General features: G+C 60.7%; 22 protein-coding genes and 1 pseudogene. 4 read left to right on the top strand and 19 right to left on the bottom strand.

From position 1 onward, the window contains the following. Positions 1-115 precede the first annotated feature (115 nt). The 12 genes from AC1DQM_RS05175 to AC1DQM_RS05120 all read right to left on the bottom strand — a co-directional run bounded on the left by AC1DQM_RS05175 (position 116) and on the right by AC1DQM_RS05120 (position 9,404). On the bottom strand, positions 116-940 hold the full coding sequence (locus tag AC1DQM_RS05175) for a DUF4198 domain-containing protein (RefSeq protein WP_028940857.1): 825 nt from the start codon (positions 938-940) through the stop codon (positions 116-118). An 8-nt stretch (positions 941-948) separates the two neighbouring features. Next, positions 949-1,272: a hypothetical protein gene (locus tag AC1DQM_RS05170; RefSeq protein WP_178114251.1), complete on the bottom strand. Its 324-nt coding sequence runs from the start codon at positions 1,270-1,272 to the stop codon at positions 949-951. Between the two features lie 30 nt (positions 1,273-1,302). After that, positions 1,303-2,259, bottom strand: coding sequence for a metal ABC transporter solute-binding protein, Zn/Mn family (locus AC1DQM_RS05165; RefSeq protein ID WP_138867342.1), 957 nt, complete (start codon positions 2,257-2,259; stop codon positions 1,303-1,305). A 35-nt stretch (positions 2,260-2,294) separates the two neighbouring features. Next, on the bottom strand, positions 2,295-3,200 hold the full coding sequence (locus AC1DQM_RS05160) for a metal ABC transporter permease (RefSeq protein ID WP_018927830.1): 906 nt from the start codon (positions 3,198-3,200) through the stop codon (positions 2,295-2,297). Next, entirely contained in the window at positions 3,197-3,904 is a 708-nt protein-coding gene (locus AC1DQM_RS05155) for a metal ABC transporter ATP-binding protein (RefSeq protein WP_064617283.1), read from the bottom strand. The genes AC1DQM_RS05160 and AC1DQM_RS05155 overlap by 4 nt, the downstream gene beginning before the upstream one ends. Then, positions 3,901-4,833, bottom strand: coding sequence for a metal ABC transporter solute-binding protein, Zn/Mn family (locus tag AC1DQM_RS05150; RefSeq protein WP_018927832.1), 933 nt, complete (start codon positions 4,831-4,833; stop codon positions 3,901-3,903). The genes AC1DQM_RS05155 and AC1DQM_RS05150 overlap by 4 nt, the downstream gene beginning before the upstream one ends. Then, positions 4,830-5,552, bottom strand: coding sequence for a DUF6162 family protein (locus tag AC1DQM_RS05145; RefSeq protein WP_018927833.1), 723 nt, complete (start codon positions 5,550-5,552; stop codon positions 4,830-4,832). Before AC1DQM_RS05145 ends, AC1DQM_RS05150 begins: the two co-directional genes overlap by 4 nt. A 38-nt stretch (positions 5,553-5,590) precedes the next feature. After that, positions 5,591-6,079, bottom strand: a complete 489-nt coding sequence (locus tag AC1DQM_RS05140; protein WP_138867343.1) for a DUF6644 family protein — start codon at positions 6,077-6,079, stop codon at positions 5,591-5,593. 32 nt (positions 6,080-6,111) lie between these two features. Then, complete coding sequence (locus AC1DQM_RS05135; RefSeq protein WP_105341342.1) at positions 6,112-6,600, bottom strand: DUF6644 family protein; 489 nt, start codon at positions 6,598-6,600, stop codon at positions 6,112-6,114. 20 nt (positions 6,601-6,620) lie between these two features. Next, entirely contained in the window at positions 6,621-8,129 is a 1,509-nt protein-coding gene (locus tag AC1DQM_RS05130; RefSeq protein WP_138867344.1) for an alpha/beta hydrolase domain-containing protein, read from the bottom strand. Between the two features lie 32 nt (positions 8,130-8,161). Further along, positions 8,162-8,944 carry a hypothetical protein gene (locus tag AC1DQM_RS05125; RefSeq protein WP_018927837.1) on the bottom strand — a complete coding sequence of 261 codons (783 nt, stop codon included), beginning with the start codon at positions 8,942-8,944 and terminating at the stop codon, positions 8,162-8,164. Positions 8,945-9,011: 67 nt separating this feature from the next. After that, complete coding sequence (locus AC1DQM_RS05120; RefSeq protein WP_019578580.1) at positions 9,012-9,404, bottom strand: DUF6152 family protein; 393 nt, start codon at positions 9,402-9,404, stop codon at positions 9,012-9,014. 237 nt (positions 9,405-9,641) lie between these two features. Here AC1DQM_RS05120 and AC1DQM_RS05115 point away from each other — a divergent pair, with 237 nt between their 5' ends. Then, positions 9,642-10,979: an alginate export family protein gene (locus AC1DQM_RS05115; RefSeq protein WP_064617291.1), complete on the top strand. Its 1,338-nt coding sequence runs from the start codon at positions 9,642-9,644 to the stop codon at positions 10,977-10,979. Between the two features lie 121 nt (positions 10,980-11,100). On the opposite strand, the gene AC1DQM_RS05110 is transcribed toward AC1DQM_RS05115, so the two are convergent. The 5 genes from AC1DQM_RS05110 to AC1DQM_RS05090 all read right to left on the bottom strand — a co-directional run bounded on the left by AC1DQM_RS05110 (position 11,101) and on the right by AC1DQM_RS05090 (position 15,506). Then, a complete protein-coding gene (locus AC1DQM_RS05110; protein WP_019578582.1) occupies positions 11,101-11,424 on the bottom strand; it encodes a DUF190 domain-containing protein in 324 nt (107 codons plus the stop codon). A 10-nt stretch (positions 11,425-11,434) separates the two neighbouring features. Then, positions 11,435-11,818 (bottom strand): fluoride efflux transporter CrcB, encoded by a 384-nt coding sequence (crcB, locus tag AC1DQM_RS05105; RefSeq protein ID WP_064617293.1) that lies wholly within the window; start codon positions 11,816-11,818, stop codon positions 11,435-11,437. A gap of 154 nt (positions 11,819-11,972) precedes the next feature. Then, positions 11,973-12,536 carry a cytochrome b gene (locus tag AC1DQM_RS05100; protein ID WP_018927842.1) on the bottom strand — a complete coding sequence of 188 codons (564 nt, stop codon included), beginning with the start codon at positions 12,534-12,536 and terminating at the stop codon, positions 11,973-11,975. A 105-nt stretch (positions 12,537-12,641) separates the two neighbouring features. Continuing rightward, positions 12,642-14,096, bottom strand: a complete 1,455-nt coding sequence (locus AC1DQM_RS05095; RefSeq protein ID WP_138867345.1) for an aldehyde dehydrogenase family protein — start codon at positions 14,094-14,096, stop codon at positions 12,642-12,644. Between the two features lie 33 nt (positions 14,097-14,129). Beyond that, on the bottom strand, positions 14,130-15,506 hold the full coding sequence (locus tag AC1DQM_RS05090; RefSeq protein WP_018927844.1) for an aspartate aminotransferase family protein: 1,377 nt from the start codon (positions 15,504-15,506) through the stop codon (positions 14,130-14,132). 214 nt (positions 15,507-15,720) lie between these two features. On the opposite strand from AC1DQM_RS05090, the gene AC1DQM_RS05085 reads away from it, so the two are divergent. From AC1DQM_RS05085 to AC1DQM_RS05075, 3 genes are all read left to right on the top strand, one after another. After that, positions 15,721-16,695 carry a helix-turn-helix domain-containing protein gene (locus AC1DQM_RS05085; RefSeq protein WP_064617295.1) on the top strand — a complete coding sequence of 325 codons (975 nt, stop codon included), beginning with the start codon at positions 15,721-15,723 and terminating at the stop codon, positions 16,693-16,695. A 60-nt stretch (positions 16,696-16,755) separates the two neighbouring features. Next, entirely contained in the window at positions 16,756-17,496 is a 741-nt protein-coding gene (locus AC1DQM_RS05080) for an IclR family transcriptional regulator (protein WP_018927846.1), read from the top strand. Between the two features lie 189 nt (positions 17,497-17,685). Next, a complete protein-coding gene (locus AC1DQM_RS05075; protein WP_018927847.1) occupies positions 17,686-19,134 on the top strand; it encodes an APC family permease in 1,449 nt (482 codons plus the stop codon). Positions 19,135-19,173: 39 nt separating this feature from the next. Here AC1DQM_RS05075 and AC1DQM_RS05070 read toward each other — a convergent pair whose 3' ends face one another. Continuing rightward, on the bottom strand, positions 19,174-20,682 hold the full coding sequence (locus AC1DQM_RS05070; RefSeq protein ID WP_138867346.1) for an MFS transporter: 1,509 nt from the start codon (positions 20,680-20,682) through the stop codon (positions 19,174-19,176). Between the two features lie 86 nt (positions 20,683-20,768). After that, positions 20,769-21,308 (bottom strand): annotated as a pseudogene (locus AC1DQM_RS05065) (methyl-accepting chemotaxis protein); the annotation flags it as partial. Between the last annotated feature and the right edge of the window lie 31 nt (positions 21,309-21,339).

The raw sequence follows: 21,339 nt of genomic DNA, 5'->3' as shown, positions 1-21,339 counted from the left end.
GAAAGCCTTTCTGTGCGGTGCATCTATCCGGATTCGAGGCGATATCTATCCGTTTCTGAGGGGGCGGGGGGCGCTTTCCGTGAGGGCTATCAGGCGCGGTTGCTTTATGCGCTTTTCATTTCATATCCCTGGCTTGCACCCACAGCACCGCGTCTTGCGACAAGGGCTTGCCCTTGTGGGTTTTCGTTGTCCCGATGTCGAGCGCTGCAATACCCCACCAGCCGGCCCGGGGCAGGCCGATGGTCACGACACCCTGGGCGTCCGTGTACGTGCTCAGGGACTTGAATGAAGCTTGAGGTGCCGTTACATAGTCTTGCTGGCCGAAGGCGTTTTTCTCGATATCGACGGAATGGTTGATGTATTCGATTTCGATTTCGGCGAACGGAACGGGCTTGCCATCGGCCAGCACCAAGGCGCGGAACACTCCGCCTGTCCAGTTTGCATAAGGCTTGTTCAGTGGCTGGATCTCAACCGGCAACCCTTGTGGTTCTGCCCAGTTGCCGGGTACTCCGCCCACGTTCACGATCAGCTTGGTGAACTGTTGGATGTAGACGTCTTCCTCGGTTTCCAGGTAGGGCTCGGGCTCGAGTACGAAGATATGGTCACCCAGTGAGCGAACCAACTCCCGCGGAATCGACGCACGATAGGCAGTCGTTTGGTTATCGCGACTCTGCCACTGGACAGGGCGCAAGTATTGGCGAAGATCGATTTTTTCCCCGCCGTGCGAGCTGATGTGGCTAAAGGCGCGGGGTTCATCCATGGTCATGGTGGGGCCGCCGGAGAAGGGATGCGTGAACACCAGCGCGAACTCCAGTTTATCCGCACGTGGCAGCGCCGTTTCCTCGACGTAGAGCATCTGGAAATGGGCCTGTGCAGCGCCTGTCAGGCAGCCTAATGTTACGGCGGCAAGTGCTTGGAGCAGTCGTCGTTTGATCGGCATTGTCGATTTCACCTGGAAATGTCGGATGACTGAATCGTGGCTTGATGGTTGTCTCCGCCCATGAACACAACGGAGTATTTTCCGGCGGGGGGCTGGAAGGTGTAGCTGTTGTCTTTATCGACGCTTCCTTCGAGCAACACCTTGTTGCTGGTGTCCTGGACATGGATTTTTCTGCCAGCGGCGGAGCTGCCGTCGGTGTAACCCGCCTCGCACTTCACCAGATCATCGCTCTCGATGTAGCAGTCGAAGACGGGGCCATGAGGGAAGGCTGCCTGGCAGAACACCAGGGCGCCGGCGATCAGTATCCGATGTGCTGAACCTGGGGGTTTCATAAGGTCTTCGATCTCCACGGTCGAGGTTGATCATTGGAGCGGCGATTTGTGATCGCCGCTCGTATTCGGGCCAGGCGGCGCGAAGGCCGTCAGTAAGGAATCCAGGTTCGAACTCAGGAGTGCTTCGTACCCGTTGGCCGCGTCGGCGAGCATTCCCGGGTTGCCGGCGTCCAGTATCAACAACCGTGCGCCGCCGTCCTCGATGGCCTTGGCAATCCTGGCGTCCGGTGCCCACTTGTGGACCACCACGTGGATGTCACGCTCGCGCAGGTATCGGGTCAGTGCGGTGCAGTCGGCGTCGCTCCAGTCGATGTCCTGTCGGACGAACCAGCCGTCGACAAAAATCCCGAACTCGCCGAACAAATAGGTGAACTCATCGGCCAGCGACAGCACGCGCAGATCCGGCACTGCCAGCAGCCGGGCACCGTAGTTGGCCTTGAGCTGGCGCAATCGGCCTTCGAGTGCGGCGAGGTTGCGCTCTATCCGAGGCGCATCGGGGGGAGACAGGCGTGCCAGGTCGGTAGCGATAATCGCCGACATGCGCATGGCGTTGACGGGGCCGAGCCAGGCGTACGGCGACAGTCCGCCATCGACGTCGCGTTCGGTTGCCCAGGGAACGTCGTTCGATGGCACGCGGGCCACGGCCACTCCGGGCTTGACGGTGTCCCATGAGTGCGAGGCATCGATCTCGACGATTCGCAGATTGTGGCGACGTGCCGTGGTGTAAAGCGGATCCGCGCGCCAGAGGTTGCCCAGGGTAACTACGGCGGTGGCCTGCTGGAACACGGCGGGCTCCAGGCGCGACAGCGCGTTGGCCTGGCTTTCCATGGGCACGGCAGAGTCTGCCGGAAGGCGGACGACCTTGAGGGTTGTGCCGTCGCTGAGCGTCGAGGTGAGCGCATACACCGCCGGCAGTGCGACAAGCACCTGCTGCCTGCCGGTATCCGCGAAGGCAGAAAGCGGATTGCCCAGCAGCAGTACCAGCATCGCTAGCCAGGGTCGACGTGACATGCAAAGCCATTTCATACGCTGGCACCTCTGAACCGGGCCCCGGTAGCGCGGATGACGGTGGTGACGACGAATACCAGGGCGGCGACGATCACGATTGCGCCGCCTGTCGGTACGGGGATGTGGAATTGCATGGGGGCCAGGATGCCGACCACGCAGGAAAAAGTCGCGATCAGGATGGCGCGCACGACCAGCCCCGGGAGCGAATGGCTGATGTTGCGTGCTGCCGCGGCCGGTATGAGCAGAAGGGCTTCGACGAGTACTGCGCCGATGATTTTCAGGCAGGCTACCGTCACCAGGGTGACCAGTACGACAAACAGGTACTCGACGCTTCGCACGCGCACGCCGCGAGCATGTGCCAGGCTCGGATTGAGGCTGGCCAACAGCATGCCGTTGTACATCGGCAGTCCGAGCAGAGCACACGTCGCCGTTACCACAAGCAGCACGTTCATGTCGGTGTAGTCGACCGCCAGGATGGAACCGAACAGCACGCTTTCCATTACGTGCGTGTTGATCTTCGCCGACACGAACAGCAGCAACGAGGCCCCGACCGCCAGCGAGATGGACAAGAACACGCCGATCAGCGTGTCATTGGCCAGCGTGGTGCGGTGCTGCGTGTACTTCAGCGTCAGGGCGAACAGCAGGCAAAAGCCGAACATTGAGAAGTAGGGGGAGGTGTAGGACTCGCCGATCAGCACGCCAATGGCAACGCCGGTCATCGCCGCATTACCGACGGCCTGACTGAAGAACGCCATGCGCTTGATCATCACCATCGAGCCCAGCACGCCCAGTAGCGGTCCGATGAGCACTGCACAGAGCAGCGCATTGATCACGAACTCGTACTCGAACGGTTGCGGCAGGATGCCACTCGCGGCAAGCGCCTGGAGCTGGTTGCGAATCAATTCGTACAGGGCACTCATTGGGTAGCCTCCAGAGGGTAGGCGACCTGGTCGGGCGAACCATGGAACAGCACCCGCCGGTTGATAACGGTCACCGATTGCGCGATGCGCCTGACTTGTTCCAGGTCATGGTTGATCCAGAGGATGGTGACGCCGCGGCCGTTCAGCTCGGCCACCAGCGCCTCCACCAGTCGCACACCCGGTTCGTCGATGCCGGCGGTCGGTTCGTCAAGGATCAGTAGCCAGGGCGCCGGGCTGATCGCCTGGGCCAGCAGCACTCGCTGACGCTGGCCACCGGACAGGCTGCCAAAAGGTTTTGCGCCCATTCCGGCCACGCCGGTGCGCTCCAGTGCTTGGGCATTGGCCGCCTTGGCAGATCGGCTTGAGCCCAGGAAGGCCGGCCTGCGTTGACCGAGAAGGGCCATGATGTCGTTGACCGTCATCGGCACGTTGCGGTCGAAGTCCGGCAATTGCGGGACATACCCCATGGGTGTCGTGACCTCGCCTTCGAACCGGACCGTCCCTGAATGCGGCATCTGGCCCAGCAGCGCACGCACCAGTGAAGTCTTGCCACCGCCGTTCGGGCCTACCAGGCAGTGCAGCGCACCGGCTTCTACCCGGAAGCTCACTTTGTCGAGCACTTGCGTACCTCCCAATTGCAGGGAGACGTTATCGAACACTATGGCGGGGCCGCGCATCGCTTGTTCCTCCTTCATCGCGTTCATCGCTGCGTAAACTCAACGGCTTCGGCCAAGGTCTCGAGGTTTTCACGCATCGCCACCTCGAATTCGTCCGGGCTGTAGGTATTACCGGTGATGTGAGACAGCGCGAACACCTTCACGCCGGTGGCTGCCTCGATAGGCTTGGCCAGGTCGAGGGAGAAATTCTTCTCGGCAAAAAGCACACGCACATTGGCCTTCTTGATCGCGTCGATGGTGTTGGCCAACTGGCGCGCAGTCGGCGCGACGCCGTGACGCGGCTCGATCACCGCACTCACGAACAGGCCGAACTCTTGCATCATGTAGTCGTAGCCAGCGTGCGTTGTCGCGCACCGGAAGGAAGACAAATCCAGCGCGGCGAAACGGGTCATGAAGCCGGCCCTTAGCGCCCGGATACGCGCGGCATACGCCAGGGCGTTTTGTCGATACGCCGCAGCGTTGTCCGGGTCCAGTTCCCCCAACCGGCGAGTGATCTCGAAGACCTGTTGTATCGCTGCCGTGGTGGATACGAAGGTATGCGGATTGACCACCTTGACGCCGTCCTGGCCGCCGCCGATTGGAATGAGCGCAACCGAGGCATTGGCCTGGATGATCGGCAGGGTCGCCCCGCGGCCAGCGGCCTTGATGATCTGGAAGGCCCATTCATCGTGTCCGATGCCGTTGACGACCAGAACATCGATATTCATCGCGCGGGTGATGTCATCGGGCTGCGGCTGGTAGTTGTGCGGATTCGCTTCCGCCGGGATGAGCGCAACGACTTCCGCCCGATCTCCAACGATATTTGCCACGAAGCTGTAGTAGGGATGCAGTGTGACGCCGATCTTGAGCTTCTTGCCCGAAGAGGGAGCCGGGCTGGCGAGTGCGATGGCGGGTATCAGCAGCAATAGCGCGATGCATCGGCGCCACAGTGCGCGGTGTTTCGTAGAAACGGTCATGGCTGGGTTCCTTTTACGCGTTCGACTTCGCTGGCACCGTTGTAAGGGATGACCTGGCGCCAGCCGTCGCCGACCAGCGATTCGGGCTTGACGATGCCAGGGTAGGGCGCGTTCGGGTCGCGGTGGACCCAGATCGTCGCCTGGTTGGCCCACATGACACCGGCATGCGCGTGACCGATGACGAGCAGGTAGGCGCTCTGGCCCGGCGCGCGGCCGCCCGAGCCGTAATAGACCGTAGCGCCCTGGCCCTGGGTGGCTTGCGACACCTTGTTGGCGGTCTGGTCCGGCGGGGTGACAGGCGCATCGGCGTGCACGTCGCCGGAAGCGGCATGCGGCAGGTGAGTGCCAGGCAGAATCAATTGCCACTGCACCTCGCCATTGGTCTTCCAGAAGGCGTCACGGTAGAAGGGCGGCAGCAAGATTTTCTGCGCACGCTCCAGCGTGATCCAGCCGCCGGTATCGTTGTTGAACCAGATGATTTCTTCACCGGCCGGCAGCAGAGCGCTGTGAATCGCCTGATCGACCGCACCCAGGCCATCGAAGGAACGCACCTGCCAGCTCAAGGTTATCGGTGGGCCGACTTTCTGGGGGCGCAGCGTTATATAGCCTGCCACGCTGGCGATGACTGCCAGGGCCGCAAGCAACAGTGCCAGCGATTCCCATCGGCCGGATACCGGGCGCACCACCTTGATTGCGCTGTTTGCGTGATCGCTGGGCATATCTGCACCGGATGCGCGACGCGGCGATAGACGAGCCATCAGAGAAACGCGATCCAGCGGCCGAGGAACACCACGCCCGCCCACAATGCCAACGAACTGAACCCTGCGACACGCGCCTGGCTGGGAGGCATTAGCGTTGTGTCCCATTCGGCAATGCGGCGAAAGACGCCCAAATGGAATACCCCCATGTTGAGCCCCGCCAGCAGTAACACGCCCATCTTGCACAAGAACGCGGTGTTCTCGGCATAGGTCGTGGCATTGGCGGCGAACATGAGCAGGCCGGTGATCACGCAAGCCACGAAAGCGACCCAGGTGAACGGCAGCAAATCTTTTATCAGCCGTAGCGCGCTGCGGCGATGGGAGGCAACGCCGAGCAGACGCAAATCGACGACGGCGATGGTCCCGAACACAAGGGCGATGCCGATCACATGTACCGATTCAAGGGCTGGAAAGACGGAGCCCGACTCTCGGATGAAGGTGGCGACAGAGGTGTCCTGGAGGGCTTGTAGTGTTGGTTGAATGTCCATGGCGAATACCTGGGAGCTTTCGTTGAAAACGCTTAGATCGCGTAGGCGATCCAGCGACCACAGATGATGACGACGCACCACAAGCCAATCGACAGCCAGGCTAGCGCCTTGACAAGAGGAGGCTTGTCATCACGTTGTGCATCGTCGGCAGGGCGCAGAAGGGGGCGCCGCAGAAGCAAGGTCAGCGTGAACGCACTCACGACCAGCGCCATCTTCAGCCAGAAGGTCGAGTTGACGAGTACGCGATCAGGCTCGGCGATGATCATGATCAACCCCGTGAAGAGCAGGACGAGGAGCGCATTGCGCATCCACGGGTAGTACCGGCGAACGACGCCACGCAAGGGCTCGTCCGTGGCGAACACACCCGCCAGCCGAAGATCGGAGATGACCGCAGAGCCGAAGAGCACTGTGATGGCGAGGATATGAATGCTCTGGACGGTGGGTATGACCCAGAGAATGTCCCGGATGGCTGTGCTCAAAGGTGACGCATAGATCCAGGCAATGATGAGTGATGATGACATTTGCTGTTCTTCCCAATGGGTTAGAAGTCTTGAGGCGTTGCGATCGAACGCAGGCCCGCCGCATCTTCTGGCAGTAGGTAGCCTTCCTTTATCGAAAGGGCTTTGGCGTCTTCGAATTTCTGTTCGTAGTTGCTGAAGCTTCCATAACGCTGGTCAAGCACGTCCTTGGAGTAAGGCACCTTGGTGTCGTAAATCAGTCCGCAGCCGGTCTCCTGATCCGTGAGGTAGGTCGCACTGGGCACCTGGACCCACGGTGGGCGTACGCCCCCTTGCAGGTTGCCGGTAACAGGGTCGCGCGCGGCGGTCTTGCCATCGCGGGCGACCCGCGGAGCATTCGGCATGGGTTTGCCTTGGCGCACCCATTGGTCCATGCGATCCAGGAGCGCCGAGACGACCAGCTCCGCCGGTTCGTCGTACAGCGTCCGGCACCGTGGGTCGTCGCCCTTGCCGATGTCGGCAGCGAGCTTTTCGGTATGCTCCGTACCGAGGTCGGCCAGCCGCAGGTGCGGCATGCCGGTCACTTCGTAGTAGCGAATCTGCGGGCTGTCGGTGTCCGGCGGCAGGTTGATGCCTTCGATCACGTCGTGCATCAGTTCGGACTGGCTGTAGACGGTCACGAACGGCACGCCATCGGGCGTATGGCGCGGCACCCGGATGACGTCGCCGCCCACTTCTCCGTAGGCCATGCGGCCGGTCATGTAGGCATCGATCAGCGGCCTTGCGTCGGGCATACGCCATTGCTGGTGCCGGCCCTGGTCGAGGTAGTCCATCCAGACTTGCGCAGTCACGGCCCAGCTATTGACGTAGATGCGTTGAACATCGAGACCGGCCAACGGGCTTTGCGCTGCATTGGTTTTCAGCAGCAACGCCAGTTGCGCCCCGATGCCCTGGGACTGTGGAGCGAACGGATCGGGAGCTTCACCGCGGGTGAAGTGTTCCGGGTCGTAATAGGTGCCCAGCGGCGCGTAGCGTGCAAAGTCGAAGCGGCGCATGAACTCGAAGTTCACGATCCGTCCGTACTGGGCGATCTGCTCGGCCTCGGCAGCCGGGGTGTCCGAGATGAACTTGGGATCGACTGGCGGCTTGTTCACATTCAGCGTGTACCCGACGTACGCGTAGCCGCGACGCAGCAAATAGTCGCGGGTCAGGATCCATCCCGCGGCGCGTTCGCCGAACCAGCTGAACGGCTCGATCACGACCGTGCCATTGAAGCGCGCGGGGTCAGCCGGTTTGCGCACCAGAATGCGTGTGGTGTAAGGCGCCTCCAACAGGGTTTTGCCCGAGGCGGTAATGGCCGGGGCAACGCCTTGCAGGTAAAACTCCTCCTCGATGTAGCCGTACTTGTCGAGGTCGCTGTATTCGGTGCCCGGGCGTTTCGCCGACGAGAGCGGTGGCTTGCCGGAGGGCGGCACCGCGATGGCCGTGGGCATTCGGGGCACCTCGGCGAATGTGTTCGACGTGAGGATCAGCAACAGCAGGGCGCTTTGCAGCGTCGGCCGCAGGATGCTGATGGTTGTCAGTCTTTCCATTTGGTCAGCTCCGATGGCGATTAATGGCGACTTCACTCGAGACTGAGGGATGCCTTGCCCTCTTTATCGATCACGATCTGATTGTTCTCGCAGACATACTCTTGAATGGCGTAGTTGGACCGTTTGTACTCGAACGTGAAGCGATACGGGGTCTTGAGCACCTGCGGGTCTTCGATCACGACCTGGTTCTCCAGGTGATCCGGCGCCGTCAGCCTGATGCGTTCGATGATCTTCATGTCCTTGCCGTGTGGAACGTCGTAGAAACTCACGTCCGTTCGCACCCGTTGTGTTTCCACGACGAGCGTGTCGCCTTCCCAATGGCCGCGTGAATGGCCTTGATATTTAGGGTCCAGGGTCTCTTTTGCAGGCATCGCTTCGTTCAAGAGAATCCGGCGGACCTGCTGGAGATACTCACCGAGGACAATCACTTGCTTGTCGTCGTGAATGATCTGGATCGGGAAGAGCGCCGCCATCAACGTTGGCATTCCCTCGGGCAGGCATCTGGAACTTGTTGTGGCCAACGGCGTTCCGGCCTCGTTCGCAGCGGCTTGTTTCTTCTTCAGCGCGACGTATTCGTCGGCATAGGGCGCCTTCAGGTCCATCGGTCCGCCTGGGTGCACCGGGTTGTCGGGGTTCTCACCGAACCAGTCGTCCGGGGTTCGTTCCCAGGTGCCGCTGATGTCGGGGCGTGCGCTGACGCTGTGTTTGTCGCTTAGAGGTTTGGAAGGTGTAGCGGCGTTGCACATCCCGGCGACAGTCACGAGGGCGATGCCCAGGACGATCATTGCCGTGTTCAAGGTTCGTGTCGGTTTCATTGAAACGTCTCCACGCTGCTGGTCTGGTCTGGTCGGTGAGTTCGTCAGGAAGCCGGGGAGGGACTTCTCATCCGCCGCCCGTGAGTACGACGTCTCCGCTCTTGATTTCCACGAGCAGCCCGCCTGGCTCACCGTTTTTCAACGGTTTGAAGGACACCTCGGCAGTCTCGCCGGCCTTGATCGACTCAGCGGTCCAGCCCGTGCGCTGTAACGCGTTGACACTGCCCGTTTCGATCTTGAATCGCTGGGCCGGCGGGCCGGGTGTATCGACGTAAATCGTGATGTGGGGATTGGTCCAGGCAAAGCGCTCGACGACACCCTTGATCGAGACGGTCTGGGTCTGGTCGAAAAGCGCGAACGAATGGTGAGCACTGGCAACAGGTGCCAGGGCACTGCAGGCGAAGAGGGTCAGAAGACAAAGCCCCTGACGTAACAGCGGGGAGGGTGACAAAGGGGTCATGACAGGTGCCTCGGTTCTTATGGTTCTTATGGGCCCAGCATAGGGGGAGTGCGCTCAGAGGCCGTAGCCCAAAACGGCAACCATTCGAGGCGCTGAGGATGTTTTGCAGCGGGGGAGGTATCGCGCGAGGGGATGGGCGGCCAGCCCCTTGAAAGTGCTGATTTGGGTTACCGCTTGCGCGACCCAAGCCGGAACACTCATGGCTCGCCTCATAAATATAAAAACAGGAGAGACGTCATGCGCACCCTCAGTTATGCCCCATTACTTTCGCTGGTCGCACTCTGTACATTTGAGCCGCAGGTACACGCCTACCAGCTCTACAACGAAGACGATGGCGGAACCGTCCTGAACGCCGACCTGTCGGCGGCGTTTGGCTGGTTCGGCAGCGAGAAAAACTACATTGGCGACCCTGAGAGGGAGCCTGGCAGGATGCGCTGGCAAGAAGGCTTCGCCAAGTACGGTCTCAACGGCACGACAAACAAGATCACTGCCGGTTCCGTCTATGGCGGACTCAGCTGGATCAGCACGGGATCATTTGGCGATGGGGACGCGGGAGGACTCACCGTCGGGGATGAAAGAAGAACGGCTGTGGAAGACGCCTACCTGGGCTGGAAGTCAGGTGACCTGATTCCTGCGCTGGGCAAGGACGGCGTTGATTTCTCTTTTGGCCGGCAGCTCGTTACGGTGGACGGCTTCCTGATCACTGACGACGGGTTCGCCCCCGGGAAGGCCTTCAGCCCTATCGAGGGCGTAAGGGATGGCCGGTTCAATCGCGGTGGCGCCTTTTACCTTGGCCCGCGGTTGGCGTTCGGGAATACGGCAGTCTTGAAACTGGGTGGTCAGGAGGGCCTGCACGGTAGCCTGATATGGCTCAAATCCGATAACCCCGGGCAGTCGAAGACCGAAGTGGCTGCCGCCACCCTCGACTACACGACGCCCGTCGGCTCGATCGGTTCGACGTACGTGCACGGCCTGGATGTTGACGAGCGATATGCCTTTGGTGATCGGCTTGAGCGCAAGGGCATGAACGTCTACAGCATTCGTGGGCAGGGCAATGCCGGGATCGAGAATGCCGACTTTGCGTTCGAGGTCGCACGTCAGGAAAAACGCTCGGGCTCACAGCGGGCGATGTTCTTCGAAGCGGGCTACACCTTTGCCGACACCCAATGGCAACCGACGGTGAGCTATCGATATTCGCGCTATTCCGAAGGTTACGACTTTCTGTTCCAGGGAGGTTTTCGCAAGCGATACCAGGGTGAAGTCGCCGCCAATTACGCAGGTTCAGTGACCTCGAACATGGCGATCAACGACGTGCTCCTCTCAGTCAAGCCGACCGATAAATTGACCCTTAACGCAATGGCCTTCAACTACCACCAGCTCTCCCGTACGCATGAGCAGGACTTCGCTGCACGTGAGGTCGACCTTTTTCTGGATTGGATGGTGACGGATAACGTCACACTCTCGCCTCTGGTCGGCTTCTACAAGCCCGAAAAGTGGCTCGGGGACGGTGGTCTGCAGAGCGGGAGCGCATCAACGAACACTTACTTCCAGTTCATCGTGTGGATGACGTTCTGAGTCGCCGCTCACGCCGTAACGACGAAGGTTTGTTGCCGGTATCTTGATCGGGGGCGCCACCCGCGGTGGCGCATTCCCGATGGGAGGTCGCCAGGCAACAGACGATCGAGGAGGGGCCAGGCTAGGTGGTTTTTTTGCCGACGAAGCCCATCTCGATTGGGGTCTTTATGTAGAACACAGAGATTTCCTCAGCCTCCAGCCTCTTGAGCAACCTTTCGGATTCGTCCTCGGTGATAGCCATGCGAATCTCCGTAGGCTGATCCGCGAGTTCAAAAAAATGCGAAGAGTGCAGTCGACCGGTGTGTCCAAAACCCTCGATAGCCGTAGAGAGAGTCGCACCACGCAGCCCCATCTCCTTGGCCACATCGACGATCCATTCGCCAAGCATCTTTCCCTGATAACGGCGGTTCTGTTGAGTGAAGAAAATCACCAGAAAACCTTTCATTTTCATCTCCTCATCGCATGCCAATGATTTGATAGGACAAAAGCCCGGCAGCGGTCATCACCAACGAGCCTACGACGTGCAATGAAATTGAGCCGAGCGCCCAGAGCAGTCTGCCTTCCTGGATCAGGGCAACTGTTTCGGCCGAAAACGTAGAAAAGGTGGTAAGCCCACCGCAGAAACCCGTGATGATCAGCAGGCGCCACTCAGGACTCAAGGTGGGTGAGGCGGCCAAAAACGCGATAGCCAGGCCAATGATGTAGCCCCCGACCATGTTCGCGACCACCGTGCCCGGGGGAATCGTGGGGAACAGGGCGTTCAGCTTCATGCCCAGGAGCCAGCGCAACCAGGCACCAAGTGACGCACCAACGGCGATAACAGCGAGTGATTTCAGCATGGCGGGCTCACCTCGTCAGACCTGGGCCAAACTGATAGCAGGTAAGCACAACAGAACTGAAGACTTCAAGAACCCCGTACGCAAGTGACTGTACCGGGCCCCCTCAGGTCAGAGCCACGAAGGCGTGGACATCTTGCGCCCACGCCTCATCAAGTTACAGCATGCGGCGCAGGACGTCGTTTCGAGGGTCCCGGTCGTAAAACCGGTGTTTGAGGGCGCCTACGACATGCAACAGGATCAGTCCGAGCAGGGTGTAGGCGAGCACTTTGTGCAGCCATTGGAAGACGACGAACCAATTGTCATTTTTCGGAAGGAGCTCCGGCAGGTTGACCCCAAAAAAGAACACCCCGTCGCTCATCGTGTAAGTGCTCGACATTGAGTAACCCATCAACGGCACGATCACGACGAGCGCATACATGACACGCTGCGTAAGCCTTGACAGGAACCTTTCATAACTTGCCAGCGTTTCCAGCGGCTGCGGAAGCACGGGGGTCCGAAAGCGCAGGGCGATCTGGGTCAGGACAACCAGAAACACCAACAGCCCAAAGGATTTGTGCCACGGGTAATAGAGCTCGTACTTGCTCGCCACTTCGTCATTCAGACCGGTCATATGCCAGCCTGCCCAGAGGAGGCCTGCGATGAGTGCGGCACGCACCCAGTGCAACATTCGCAGGGACGTCGGATACCGATCGGTTGTTTGTTGATCTATCGGGTTCATCGCAGTCTCTCCATTGATTATCAACGGCATCAGGGATGCACTTTTGAACGCTAACCCTCGCGGCACAGGGGCCGGAGGGTTATTCGGTCAGGACAGGGATCGTGCTCAGGAAGGTAGCAGCACGGTGATGACTTTCTCCTCGGTGTAGGCCACCGCGCCGGCAAACCCGCCTTCACGGCCGATACCGCTGGTCTTTACGCCACCCCAGGGCAGGTTGGCGTCCAGCGGACTCCAGCAGTTGATACCCACGGCACCGGCCTTCACCGCAGCGGCTACGCGGTGCGCTCGCACCAGGTCGGTCGTCCAGACCGTGGCCGCCAGGCCGTAGGAGGAGTCATTGGCCAGTGCGATAGCTTCCTCTTCGCTGTCGAACGTGATCAGCGTGCCGACGGGCCCGAAGATTTCGTCTTGGGCGATCGCCATGGCGTTGTTCGCGTTGGTGAAGATCGTCGGCCGGACAAACCAGCCCTGTTCAGGCGTCGATACACCACCGGCCAGCAGCGAGGCGCCTTGGTCTATTCCCAGTTGGATGTATCGGTTAACGCGATCGAATTGCGCTTTCTTGGCCACCGGTCCCATCTGTACACCGGGCTGGCGAGGGTCGCCCACGTTGACTGCCTCTGCGGCATCGGCCAGCGCTGCGCCGAAGCGATCTGCGATGCTGCGGTGCACCAGGATGCGCGAGCCGGCCGCACAGACCTGGCCCTGGTTGGCGAACAGGCCGAGCGCACACCCGCGCAGCGCGTCTTCGAAAGAAGCATCGTCGAAGACAATCTGGGGGCTTTTGCCGCCCAGTTCCAATGCCACGCGCTTGAACAGCACACCGGCGGTGCGCTGGATTTCGCGTCCGGCCTCGGGGCTGCCGGTGAAGCTGATCTTGGCAACGAGCGGGTGTTCGCACAAGGCGCGACCCACCTCATTGCCGTAGCCGGTGACCACGTTGATCACACCGTCAGGGAAGCCCGCTTCCTGAGCCAGCACCGCCAGGTGCAGGGCAGACTGCGGCGTCTCTTCCGAAGGTTTGATGACCACGGTGCAGCCTGCCGCCAGCAACGCGGCGAGCTTCCAGACGGTGATCATCAACGGCGAATTCCAGGGAACGATGGCGCCGACCACACCCACGGGCTCGCGTACCGTGTACGAAAGAGTCTTGGTGCCGAAGTAGCCACCGGTGGGAATGGTGCGACCTTCCAGCTGGTTGGCCCAGCCAGCAGCGGCACGCAGGTTGGCGATCGCGTTGGGCAAGTCCATCCGGCGCGGTTCGATGGGTGAGCGACCGATGGCGTTGGCGTCCAGATCGGCCAGCAATTCGCTGTCGCGTTCAACCAGGTCAGAGAGTTTCGATAGCAGTCGACCGCGCTGGGCGCCGTCGAGCTGGCTCCAGGCGCCACCCTCAAGTTGGCGGTGTGCGGCCCCCACTGCGCGGTCCACGTCCTCAGTCGTGCCCTGTGCGGAACTGCCGTACACCTGTTCTGTCACGGGGTTGACGAGGTTTATGCGACGACCGTCGGAGGCTTCGAAGGACGCGCCTTCGATGAAGTGATTCAAGTGCTCAGTCATTTTGCGGTCCATAAGTGATGTGCAGTGGTCGGGTCATGCCTCAAGGGAAGCCAGGGCGTCGCCGAAGATGTCCAGTGCCTTGAAGAACAGCGAGCGTGAGATCGTCAGCGACGGCATGACTCGCATCACGTTGCTGTAGCGACCACAGGGAATCATCAGCACGCCGTGGTTCAGCAGGTAGCCCATGAGCTGGCCGATTTTTTCGGGCGCCAGGGGAGCCTTGGTGGCTGGGTCTTCGACCAGTTCGATACCGATCATCAGGCCGCGGCCGCGGACTTCAGCGACGAACGGGCTGTTGAAGCCACGGATACGTTCCTGCGCCTCCAACCCCAGGGTGTGCGCGCGGTTGAGCAGATCGAGCTCCGGGTCCTGCAGGATGCTGATGTTGGTCAGCGCCACCGCCGCGGACAACGAGTTGGCGGCAAAGGTGTTGGGCATCGATCCGTCAGGAATCGCGGCCGCCAGGTCCGAACGCATGATCAGGCCCGCCATTGGCAGGTCGCTGCCGATGCCTTTGCCGAACGTGAGCATGTCCGGCTTCACGCCCGAGTGCTCGACCGCCCACATCTTGCCGGTGCGCCCTGCGCCCGATTGCACTTCGTCGACGATCAGCAGCGTGCCGCTACGGTCGCATGCTTTGCGCAACAGCTGCAGGAATTCTGGTGAAGGAGGCACGTAGCCGCCTTCGCCCTGCACCGGCTCCACGATAACGGCAGCCACGTCATCGGCGGCGGTGTAGGGGGTGTTCAACAGGTAGTCCACGTACTCGCCGGCGATCTGCTCGGCGCTTTTGTGAGTGGTGTCGAAAGGGAAACGGTAGGCATAAGGGTAGGGGGCGTGAATCACCCCGCCCATTTGGGCTCCGTAACCCTTGCGGTAGGCCGTACCTGTCGTCAGGGAACCCGAGGCGTTCCACACGCCGTGGTAGCCTCCATGAAAGGCGATGATCTGGTGCCTCCCGGTGATGCGTTTGGCGAACTTGATGGCTGCTTCAAGCGCATCGCTGCCGCTTTGCGTGAAGAAGGTGATGCAGTCGCCACGCAAGCCGTCGGGCGCGATCTCGGAGAGCTTGGCCGCCAGCTCGGTGCGCCGGGTGCTGTTGACCTCCAGGGCATGCATCAGCACTTCGGACTGTTCGCGGATCGCCTGCACCACCTTCGGATGGCAGCGGCCTACGCTGCTGACGCCCACGCCGGCGGACAAATCGATGTAGGTGTTGCCATCGGGGTCTTTGAAGGTCGCGCCGAAGGCGCGGTCCATGGCCACCGGCATGCGTCCGCCGCCGCGCGCCATCGACTCGGTACGCGCCGACAACGCCAGGGCCTCGCTGGTTTTGGGGCCGGGAAGTGTGCTGGAGGTAATTCGCGGGGCATCCGCGAAATGGAGGGATTCAAGTTTGGCTTCACTCATGACGTTCACTCTGGATGTCGATTTAAGTGTGCTGATCATCTCCGTGGTGTGTGTATGGCCGGTAGCCCGAATTGGCATATGAGTGGACCGCCCTGAGCGCACTGTCCAGTGAATTTAAAATCTCATAAAGAATTGTGCAAAATTCTCACTATGTGCGAATATCGCATAGGAAGGCGATCTAAAAACAAGAATATTGGCAGAGGCTTTCGACATCATGAAAAATCAGACTATCAGCCATTTCAGAGACGTCCATGTCCATGCGGCCACCGTCCAGGAGTGGAGCCAGGACTACAGTCAGCTAACGGCAGGCTCGACTGAGAGTTCGCTGATGCAGTTGTCGACGGCGGGTGTCCACGTCTTTCTCGAGCAGATCAACCAGCGTGTCGTGCAGCACGGCGTGGCTCCCCGAGGCAAGATGTGCTTTGCCGTGCCGATCACCACCCCGGGTTCGATTCGGATGCAGGGACGGGAGGCGGACGATAGCAGCCTGTTCTTTCTTCACGGTGGCGAGGAGTTCATGTTCCATATGCCGATGGGCATGGAGCTGCTGTCGATCACCTTCGAACGTGAATTGTTCGAGCAGGCGTTGGCGCAAACGGCTTCGGCGAAGGAGGTCAGCCTGTTGCTGCGTCAGCCGGTGATCAGGGTTTCCACGCCGCGCTTTGCAGACGCTCGTCGCCGATTGCTGGCGATGTTCTCCCAGGCCCTGGTGTACGAAGAACTCGACAGCACGCGAGATCGGGAGCGGGAGCTGGCGCTGGAACAGGCGATGCTCGGCGAGTTGCTGCAACTCATGACCGACCCGGCATGCGACAAGCAACAACGCTCCGCAAGCTCCACGCGCAGCTTCATTGTCGAGAAATGCCACCGTCTGGCGACCGCGGAGATGATCGACGTGCCCAGCGTGATCGAGTTGTGCCAGCGACTCCAGGTCAGTCGGCGTACCGTGCAGAACAGCTTTCGCTCGGTTGCCGAGACGACGCCGCTGAATTACTTGCGCTCTGTGAGGCTCAACGGTGTACGCCGGACCTTGATGTCCACCCGCGCGTCGCATCTCTCGATCGGCGATGCCGCTGCCCAATGGGGCTTCTTTCACCTCAGCCATTTTGCGGCGGAGTACCAGGAGTTGTTCGCAGAGTTGCCGTCCCATACCCCCCGCGCAGCCATCACCGGTTGCGCTCATGCCTGAACACCCGCCCGCTGAAAGCAGTGTGGGGTGACCGTTGGCTTCACAAGGATGTAGAGAAAGATGAATAGCCTGCGCCGTCTGCTCATGGTCTTCGACCTGTTTCGCCCGGAACAACCGGTCATCGATGTGGACATCATTTGCCGGGAGCTCGGCTACACGTCCGCCACCGCCTATCGTTATCTGCGCGAACTGGGCGACGCGGGCTTTTTGAAGCGATTGCCGCGCGGTTACGCGCTCGGCCCGCGAATCGTCACGCTGGAGCATCTGATGACGAACTACGATCCGTTGTTGGCATGCAGCCGGGATCTGGTCGACAACCTGGTCGTCGACACCGGCCTGGACGCGCTGGTCAGCGAGTGGCATGGCGACTCCGTGGTCAACGTGCTGATCCATCGTGGCTCCGATGCTGGACCGGTCGGTAGCGGCAGGGGGCGGTCGATCGATCTTTTCCACAGCGCGACCTCCCGGGTCGTACTGGCTTATCTGCTACCGCGCCAAATCCGACGTGTTTACGACGCGCACGTGAACCCATCCGAATTGCAGCATCTGGGGCTGGAGTGGAAGCCGTTCATCAAGAGCCTGCTCGCCATCCGCAAGCAGGGCTACTGCATCAGCGAAAGCGAGCTGCACCCAGGACGCAGTGGCGTCGCGGCGCCGATCTTCGACGAAAAGCAGCGCGTCCTAGGGAGCATGACCCTGGTGGGGCGCAGTGAGCGGTTCGGTGCGTTTCAGCAAGGCTATCTGTGCGACCTGGTGACCGGCGCGGCGTCAGAACTGACGGCGCGTCTCGCTTCGCAGTGAGGTCAGGCAGGCGGATGGCGCTGTTCAGGTGATGGAGTAACAGGTTACCGATTTGGGATACCGGGGCGTTCACGGTGAGGCATAGGATCGAATCCAGCGTGCGATAAAAGCGACAAGCTCTATCGGTGATGGTGAACGGCTTGCTGCACCGATCCTACAGCGACTGCCTCATACAATAAGGTCAAGAACATGAGCGTATCTATCCCGATCAACAGTTCGACGGAGTTGAAGCGTGGTGCCCTGGGTGTTGGTTTCATCATCTTCTTCGTGGTGTCGGCGGCGAGCCCGTTAAGTGTCATCGCCGGTGGCTTCCCGATTGGCATCATGCTGGGCAATGGCGCCGGCACGCCAGCGTTGCTGATCCTGGCGTTGCTGGTGCTGCTCGCGTTCTCGGTGGGTTACACCACCATGTCCCGGCACCTGACCAATGCCGGCGGTTTTTATGCGTTCACCTCACGTGGTTTGGGTGGCCTGGCAGGCGGAGCGGCCGGGGTATTGGCGATGTTTGCCTATAACATTCTTCAGGTCGGGTTGTATGGCATGTTCGGCGGGGTGGTCAGTGGCACCATGGAAAGCATGTTCGCACTGGTGCTGCCGTGGTGGTCTTACTCGCTGATGGCGATGGCGAGCATTGCGATTCTGGGGTATCGCAAGATCGACCTGTCGGCGCGGCTGCTGTCGGTGATGGTGATCGCCGAGTACCTGGCGATCCTGATCCTGGATTTTTCCATCCTCAAATCCGGCGGCGACAGCGGCATCAACCTTGATGCGTTTGATCGCGGTCATGTGTTCAGCGGCACACCGTCAATCGGCTTGCTGTTCTGCTTCGCGGCATTTATCGGCTTCGAGGCGACGACTATTTACGGCGAAGAGGCCAAGAACCCGCAGCGTACTATCCCGATTGCCACCTACTGCTCGGTGTTGCTGATCGGTGGGTTCTACGCACTGTCGGTATGGTCGATGGTGGTGGGCGTGGGTGCGGACAAAATCGTGCCGATGCTGCAGTCCTTGCAGGACCCGACGACGTTTATCTACGGCATGTCCGACCACTTTGTCGGCCCCTGGCTGACTCAGATTATCCGGGTGCTGTTCATGGTCAGTATCTATGCCGGCCTGCTGGCGTTTCATAACGCCGCGGCCCGTTACTTCTACGCGATTGGGCGTGACGGCCTGTTGCCGCACCGCTTGGGTACTACCCATCGCGTGCACCAGAGTCCTCATATGGGGTCGGCGTTGCAGAGCCTTATTTCGGCGGTGGTGGTACTGATTTTCGCCGCCATGGATGCCGATCCGATCCTGCAGCTGTTTGCCTGGCTGTCCAACTTGGCCACGCTGTGCGTGATTTTGTTGATGGCGCTCACGTCCGCAGCGGTTATCTTCTTTTTCCGGCGTCACCCCGAACTCAAGGTGGGGATCTGGCGTGGGCGGATTTTCCCCGGTTTCTCTTGCATTGCCCTATTGGCGGTCCTGGTACTCGCGGTGGTGCATTTCGATGTACTGACGGGCGCCAGCCTGGCCTTGTCATACAGTCTCTGCGCGATCATTCCCGCGGCCCTGCTGGGTGGCGTGTTCCTGGCGGCTCGACTTCGCAAGGCGTCGCCGCAGCGGTACCAGGCATTGGGCAGCCACAAGCTTTAAGGCCCCACGCAGAACTTTTCAACCAAATCTGCGCGTTGCTTACCAAGGAAGGTCTGCGACCTCGCGCGGCTGCGCCTGTCTGCTCAGCATGACCAGCAGCGAGGCGATCAACAGCAGGACTGCCGACGCTGCCAGCACGGCAACGAAGCCTGCATCGAACGCCGCACGGGCGAATGCGCTCAGCATCGCGCGGCCTTCGGGTGACAACGTCTCGGCGACGACCAACGCGTCGTCGAGACTCTCGAATGTCGCGGGGTTCAGGGTCAGCCATGCCGGAATCATCAGGCCCGCCGAATACGCATAAATCGCCGATGACAGACTGCCCGCCAGCGTCACACCCACAGCACCGCCCAGTTCAAAGGACACTTCCTCGATGGAGGCGGCCATGCCGGCTTTATCGGCGGGCACGCTGAGCATGATGGTGCTGGACGAAACGGTCAGTGCAGCGCCAATCGTCAAGCCCAATAGGGCAAGGCTGGCGACTTGCAGGTAAACCGCAGCGTTGTACAGCAAGAGATAGCTCAGCATCGCGGCTGACGACAGCAGCAACGTCCAGCACAGCATCCGCCGGTTTCCCAGGCGCGGCAGGTAGTAACCGGCAAGCGGCCCTGCGACGAAGGAGCCCAGTGGGAGGGGAAGGATGAACAATGCCGCCTCCAGCGGCGACATGCCGAGTACCAGTTGCAGGCGCTGGCTGAACACCAGTTCCATGCCGATCAACGCAGCGGCCGACACGACTGCTGAAATGACGGCATTTCTGAAGCCCGGTGCAGTGAACAGCGCCAGATCGAGCATCGGCTGTGCGGCACGGCGTTGGCGTCGAATGAACAGTGTCAGAAATAGCGCACCCAGCACGACCGCCACCAGCATGCCGTCGAAGGAGGGCGCCCGTTTACCGAGTTCCTTGACGGCATACGCCAGGCTGATCAACCCGATCATGACCTGCAGCGAGCCCAGCCAGTCCCATCGCTTTTTGGCATCCCCCGGGTGATTCGGGATCAACACCGCGCCGAGGACCAATGCCACCAGCACAATAGGCACGTTGATCAGAAATACCGAGCCCCACCAGAAGTGCTCCAGCAGCAGGCCGCCCACCACCGGGCCGAACGCGGCGCCCCCTGAGGCAACCGATGCCCAGATGCCGAATGCCATCGCCTGCTCGCGCGGGTCGGCGAACGTCAACCGCACGATGGCCAGCGTAGCCGGCATCATCATCGCCGCGCCGACAGCCAGGAAGCCGCGGGCACCGATCAATACGCTGGCCGATGGCGAGAAGGCCGCGATCAGCGAGAACAGGCCAAACACACTCAGCCCGCCGATAAACAGGCGTTTGTGCCCGAGGCGGTCACCGAGTGTGCCCATGCCCAACAGCAGCCCGGCAGCGATCAATGCATAGATGTTGATGATCCAGAGCTTTTGCGAGGCCGAGGCATCGAGCTCACGGGTCAGTGTCGGCAGGGCGGTGTACAACACCGTCATATCAATGACGATCAGCAGCAATGCGCTGGAAATAATGGCCAGGATCAGCCAACGACGTGGGGGAATCATGGGGGGGCTCGATGAACGATGGTCGAAAGCCGGCAACTGTCACTCAGTCAAGACGTCAGCACCGGCAGGTAGCCTGCCGTGCCCCTTTACACTCGAAAATGGCCGACAAGCTGCTGTTGATGGTTGGCCATTTCATGGAGTGAGTCACTGGCCGTTGAGGCATCGCTCATCCGTTTGGTCAGTGTTTCGCTGATGCTGCGAATGCCACTGACCCGATGGTTGATATCTTCCACGACCGTGCTTTGCTCCAGGGCTGCGCTGGCGATCTGCTGATTCATCTGCTCGATCACATCCACGGCCTGGGAAATATTCTCCAGCGCCGTACGGGTCTGTTGCACCTGGATCACGCTGTTGCCGGCTTGCTCGCGGCTCAGCTGGGTACTGTGCACCACCTCCTGGCTCAACTGCTGCAACATTTCTATCACCGTGCGGACCTGTTCGACCGAGCTCTGGGTGTTGCTGGCCAGGTGCCTGACTTCATCGGCTACCACCGCGAAGCCGCGCCCCTGTTCGCCCGCTCTGGCCGCTTCGATGGCCGCATTCAACGCCAGCAAGTTGGTCTGCTGCGCGATGGTGCTGATGACGTCCAGCACCTGGCCGATCTGGGTGCTGCTATTGGCGAGGGCATGCACTTGCTTAAGGGTGGTGTCCAGACGC

Source organism: Pseudomonas sp. 01L34 (genome assembly GCF_056400265.1).
This window is presented reverse-complemented; position numbering and strand designations above follow the sequence as displayed.